The organism is Acidimicrobiales bacterium (genome assembly GCA_036273495.1).
In the GTDB taxonomy this organism is placed as follows: domain Bacteria; phylum Actinomycetota; class Acidimicrobiia; order Acidimicrobiales; family JAJPHE01; genus DASSEU01.
The window spans coordinates 1-4,780 of the sequence record DASUHN010000099.1 but is presented as its reverse complement, the minus strand read 5'-3'; the positions used below and the strand labels follow the sequence as shown (position 1 = coordinate 4,780).

General features: G+C 74.4%; 6 protein-coding genes. 2 read left to right on the top strand and 4 right to left on the bottom strand.

The features are described 5' to 3' along the window. Positions 1 to 213 precede the first annotated feature (213 nt). On the bottom strand, positions 214 to 684 hold the full coding sequence (locus tag VFW24_03855; GenBank protein ID HEX5265885.1) for a nuclear transport factor 2 family protein: 471 nt from the start codon (positions 682 to 684) through the stop codon (positions 214 to 216). 48 nt (positions 685 to 732) lie between these two features. Continuing rightward, on the bottom strand, positions 733 to 927 hold the full coding sequence (locus VFW24_03850) for an ester cyclase (GenBank protein HEX5265884.1): 195 nt from the start codon (positions 925 to 927) through the stop codon (positions 733 to 735). A gap of 566 nt (positions 928 to 1,493) precedes the next feature. Here VFW24_03850 and VFW24_03845 point away from each other — a divergent pair. Together VFW24_03845 and VFW24_03840 are read left to right on the top strand one after the other, a co-directional pair. Continuing rightward, on the top strand, positions 1,494 to 2,054 hold the full coding sequence (locus VFW24_03845) for a sigma-70 family RNA polymerase sigma factor (GenBank protein ID HEX5265883.1): 561 nt from the start codon (positions 1,494 to 1,496) through the stop codon (positions 2,052 to 2,054). Beyond that, complete coding sequence (locus VFW24_03840) at positions 2,051 to 2,980, top strand: maleylpyruvate isomerase family mycothiol-dependent enzyme (GenBank protein HEX5265882.1); 930 nt, start codon at positions 2,051 to 2,053, stop codon at positions 2,978 to 2,980. The genes VFW24_03845 and VFW24_03840 overlap by 4 nt, the downstream gene beginning before the upstream one ends. Before the next feature lie 6 nt (positions 2,981 to 2,986). Here the strand turns inward: VFW24_03840 and VFW24_03835 are convergent, their stop codons facing one another. Together VFW24_03835 and VFW24_03830 are read right to left on the bottom strand one after the other, a co-directional pair. After that, a complete protein-coding gene (locus VFW24_03835; GenBank protein ID HEX5265881.1) occupies positions 2,987 to 3,991 on the bottom strand; it encodes an MOSC domain-containing protein in 1,005 nt (334 codons plus the stop codon). 215 nt (positions 3,992 to 4,206) lie between these two features. Further along, a partial coding sequence (locus VFW24_03830) for a hypothetical protein (protein ID HEX5265880.1) occupies positions 4,207 to 4,780 on the bottom strand: 574 nt, incomplete at its 5' end.

The following is a 4,780-nucleotide window of genomic DNA, read 5'->3' as shown; positions in this document are numbered from 1 at the left end:
CCCTGCGCCGTCTGGCGGACGAACCCGCGGTGCTTGGCGAGGGTCTCGAGCAGGTCCCGGCGCTCGGGATCAGACTCGGGCGCCGGCCGCCCGGTCGGGGCTTCGGTCGGGGTCGGGGTGGCGGTGGACATCGGGACGGAGGCCTCCTCGTCGGTGGGGTGTCGGGGTCAGCCTGTCATCCAAAACCGGTCATCTACTGGCCACTTTTACGGATCACAGGTCGGAGTGGGCCCCGGGGAAGGGGAACACCTCGGCCCGCCCCGGGCCGAGCTTGCGGGCCAGGCTCTGGTAACGGCGCTCGGCGAATCGCCACGCCCCGCCGGCCACGACCACGTCGTCGTGGTAGACGCCGAAGGCGTTGCTCCATTCGCCCGTCACGCTGTCCTGGCGGAGCTCGACCATGTAGAGCCGGCCGCGCGCCGCGCCGTCCCCGTGCACCCGGACCACGTGGTTGAGGATGACGAACTCGAAGAACTCGAAGCGGGCGATCGAGCCGGCCACGAACTCCCCGAAGGCGGCGGGCCCGACGAGCTCGATCGGGGGGGCGTTCACCCGGTCGACGTGTACCGGCGCGTCGGGAAGGAACAGGGCGTCGAGCTCGGCCCACGCCCGCCGGGTGACCACGTCGGCATAAGAGGCGTACAGGCGGGTGACGGACAGATAGGCCAGGGCGTCGAGGTCCACGCCCGACCCTAGCGCCGCGCTATCGGCGCAAAGTTCCCTTGCGGGCTGTCAGCCGGCCGGGACGGGCATGACCCCCAGCTGCAGGAGCATCGGCAGCATCCCCTGCTCCGACCAGTGCTCGGCGGCCCGGCCGTCACGGACCCTGCCGATGTTGGCACTCAGCGTCTCGAAGGTGCGCCCGGTTGCGGGAAAGCCGAGATCCCCTCCGGTGTGGGTCCCGGTGGTCCGCACCAACCAGGCCATGGTGTCCCCCGTCCCTCAGCTCGCAGACGTGCGCGGTGAGGTATTGCCGGTGGGCCCCGGCCCGGTCGAACTCGTGGCGCAGGAGGAGGACCCCCCTGTCGTCGTTGGCGATCACGTCGAGGACATGCTCCTGGAAGGTGCCTTCCGCAACGGTGAGCACCTTGACGATCCAGTCCGGGAAGCCGGCCTTGGTGAACACCCCGCTGTTCGGAGGGTTGCCGGGGACGTGGAAGCTCACGTCGTCGGTGCAGCCCTGGAGGAACCCGTCCAGGTCCCCCCGTGGCGAAGACGGCGTAGAGATCGCGCAACCGGATCTCGTTGGAATGTGCCATTTGGGTGCTCTCGCCTCCTCGCTGGGCGCCCGGCCCCGCACGGTCGGGCGGCCCTGGGTCACGGTTCGGAGCCGCCGGGTGACGCGGATCACTGCGCCGGATCCGCCCGCAGGCCAGTGATCCGCACCGGCTGTGTCCGGCGAATGACGGGTGGTGATGTCGCTCGCAAGCCCCGTTGCGGAAATACTTCCGGAACCCGAGACTTTGCGCCGCCGGCCCGGTACCTTCACTTCCGTGGAGGACCGGGGGGACTGTGTTCTGCTGGCCCGGCTGGCGGCGGGGGACGACGACGCCCTGGCCGAGGTGTATGACCGTTACGCGCCGTTGGTGTTCGGTGTGGCGAAAAGGGTGGTCGCGAACCGGAGCGTCGCCGAGGACGTGGTTCAGGAGGTCTTCACCGCCCTGTGGCGCAATCCGGAGCGGTTCGACCCGGAGCGGGGCTCGCTGCGGGCCTATCTCGGGGTGCAGGCCCACCGCCGGGCCGTCGACGCCGTGCGCAGCGACACGCGGCGGCGCGCGCGTGAGGAGCACTGCGAGCTGATGCAGCCGCGGCCCGAAGGGCGGGCGTCGGACAGGATGGACGCGGTGACGGTGGCCGAGGTGGTGCGCCAGGCCATTGCCCGGCTTCCCGAGGCGCAGCGCCAGGCGGTGGAGCTGGCGTACTGGTCGGGACGGCCCCAGCGCGAGGTGGCCGCCGTCCTGGGCGTCCCCGAGGGAACGGTCAAGTCGCGCATGCGCCTGGCCCAGGCCAAGCTGGCGGAGTGGCTGGCACCGCTCGAGGTGGACGCGCTGTGACGTCCGCCGAGCGCGCCGGCGCCGACGCTCTGCGCGAGCTGCGCTTTGCTCTGGCGGAGTCGGAGGCCGAAGCGCCGCCCCGGGGCCTGCGCGACCGCATGCTGGACCGGGCCCGCGAGCACCGCCCGCCCGGGCGGCCCACTTCCCCGCCCGCCCAGATCTCCGGGGTCGAGGTATTCCGGCGCATCACCGCCGCCTTCAACGAGCTGGTCACCGGTCTCGCTCCCGACGAGTGGGCCCGTCCCACCCTCCGGGACCTCGACGTCCAGGGCCTGGTCGGCCATCTCATCGGCGTGGAGACCCACTTCCGGGGCGGTCTGGAGGAGGCGGGCTCGGACCCGGGGCCCGGCCAGCACGTGGCCGCGACCGATCCCTTCGCCCGGGCCCAGGGGGGACGACCGGCCGGCGCTACGCAGGCCGAGTGGTCACACGCCGCGGCGCTGAGCCTGGCCGCCGCCGAAGGAGCCGATCCCGGTGCTGCGGTCACGTGGTTCGGCATCACCCTGCCTCTCGACCTGCTTCTGGTGGTGCGCGCCTTCGAGATCTGGATCCATGACGGGGACATCCGGCGCGCCACCGGGCGCCCCCCGACCGACCCCGACGCCGAGTCCCTGGCCCGCATGACCGCGCTGGCGGTCGGCCTGCTTCCCACCGGCGTGGCCCTGGCGGGACGGGCCCGGCCCGGACGCGCCGTGCGTCTGGTGCTGACCGGGCCCGGAGGCGGCACCTGGGACGTGGGGCTGGACCCGGCCGGCGCCGCTGACCCGCTGCCGCCGGCCGCCGCCCGGGTCGTCGTGGACGGCTCGGCCTTCTGCCGGGTCGTGGGGAACCGCACGGACCGGGTCGGTTCGGGCGGCCTGGTGAGCGGGGACGAGGGCCTGGCCGACGACCTGTTCGCCGCCGCCGCCGCCCTGGCCTTGGACTGAGCGGGCTCAGTCCAGGCGGCCGAGCACCTCCACCTCGTCCCCGACCTCGACGGCGCCGGGCCGGCGCACCCACGCGTACCAGCGGGCCGAGCCCGGGTTGTCCTCGTGGGAGATCCGGGAGAAGTCCCCGTCGGTGAACCACTGCGTCTGGTGGTGGCACGGGATGGCCGGCCACGAGATCTCGATCAGGGCCGACCCCACCCGCATCGCCGTCCCGGCGCGCAGGGTGGCCCAGTCCAGCCCGGCCACGGTGAGGTTCTCGCCGGCCCGCCCGGGGGCCAGGGCGTGCCCGGCGGCGGCCAGCCCGGCTATCACCTCGGAGGACCACAGGCAGAGGGCCTGGTAGGGGCGGCCGTGGTGCTTGCGGTTCCGCTGGCGGTCCCCCTCCAGGCCCCGCCACCCGATCCGCCCGCCCGGCACCGCCGCCTTGGGGACCCCGCCGCCGGAGCTGTTGACCTGCGCCACCCTTCCGGTGGCGGCCGGCGCCCCCGCCCCGAGCGCCGTCAGCCCCCGGCTCACGTCCATGAAGTGGTGGCTGGCGTCGTGGACGGCGTGCACGAGCGCGGCCTCGGCCTGGATGGTGACGGGGCCGAGGCGTCCGGTCCGGGCCCACCTGTCGGGAGCCGTGGCCCGCCCGGGGACCAGCGCCGCCAGGCGCGCTCCCTCGTGCCGGAGAGCGGAGAGGACCGGGGCCGGATCGAGGTCGAGGCCGACGGCGCCGTCAGCGTCGGCTGGTGTCGGGGGCGCGGGCAGCTGGCAACCGTCCTCGGCCAGGATGCGCTCGACCCCCTCCGTGATCACGGCCGTCACGAGGGCGCTGTGCAGGCCGTACTCCAGGGCCGACCAGACACCCGCCGCCGGCCGACGGTTCAGCTCGGCGGCGGGGATGCCGGTCGTGGCCAGGGCCCACCAGGTCCCGAGAGCGTCGAGGAGCGACCCGGCATCGCGGCGCGTCCAGGCCCGGGCGTCGAAGCCGCACTCGGCGCAGGTCTCCGGGGTGACGCCGTCCACGGCCACAGCATGCCGGAGGGCGGCGGCGCCGGCCCGGGGATGGTCAGCGGTGGGTCAGGCGCCGGCCGGCCAGGTCGCGGCGCCGCCGGTCACCGTGGGACGCAGCTCGGCCGGGCTGAACAGCTCGGGCAGCTTCGACCCGTCGCGGCAGCGGGCGATCACGAAGTCCTCACTACGGATGTGGGTCCATCCGGTTAATTCTCGCCGGCCCCTCGTCAGTCCTCGGGCACGCCGTCGACGTAGACGACGCGGTTGGTCCGCACGGCCGGCACCGTGTCACCCGGGACGACCAGCCCGACGAGGTTGAGAGGGTCGGTGGCGTTGACGGTTACGCGCTCACCGCTCTTGGGCGCCCGGCGGACCCGGGCCAGTTGCTCGGCGGCCGCCGGCAGGGCGTACTGCTCCCCGCCGAAGCCGCTCACGAAGCGCCCGCCCCGGATCAGGCCGCGGTCCTCCAGCCGGCGCAGGGCCCACTGCAGGTCCCGCCACGGGAGGCGCAGCCCGTCGCGCACCGCCAGGTCGCGGAACAACACGCCCCAGCGGTTGAGCAGCTGCTCGGCCACCGCCTCGGCCAGCTCCTCGCGGTCGAGGCCGTCCTCGGGGGCGCCCCCCTCCGGGCCCGCCGGCACCAGGGACCACCGCCCCGCCGCCGCCCCGGCCGGGGCCGATCCCGGCACCCGGCCCACGCGCGAGAACCGGCGGGGCCGCGCCGGCGCACGCGAGCCGACCATGCGGGCCCGGATGGCCGAGAAGCCGTCGCACATCACCAGGCCGCGCGCGACTCCGTCC

Coding starts and splice junctions, on each gene's coding strand:
- VFW24_03850 (HEX5265884.1), bottom strand. CDS start 927: ATGGCCTGGTTGGTGCGGACCACCGGGACCCACACCGGAGGGGATCTC.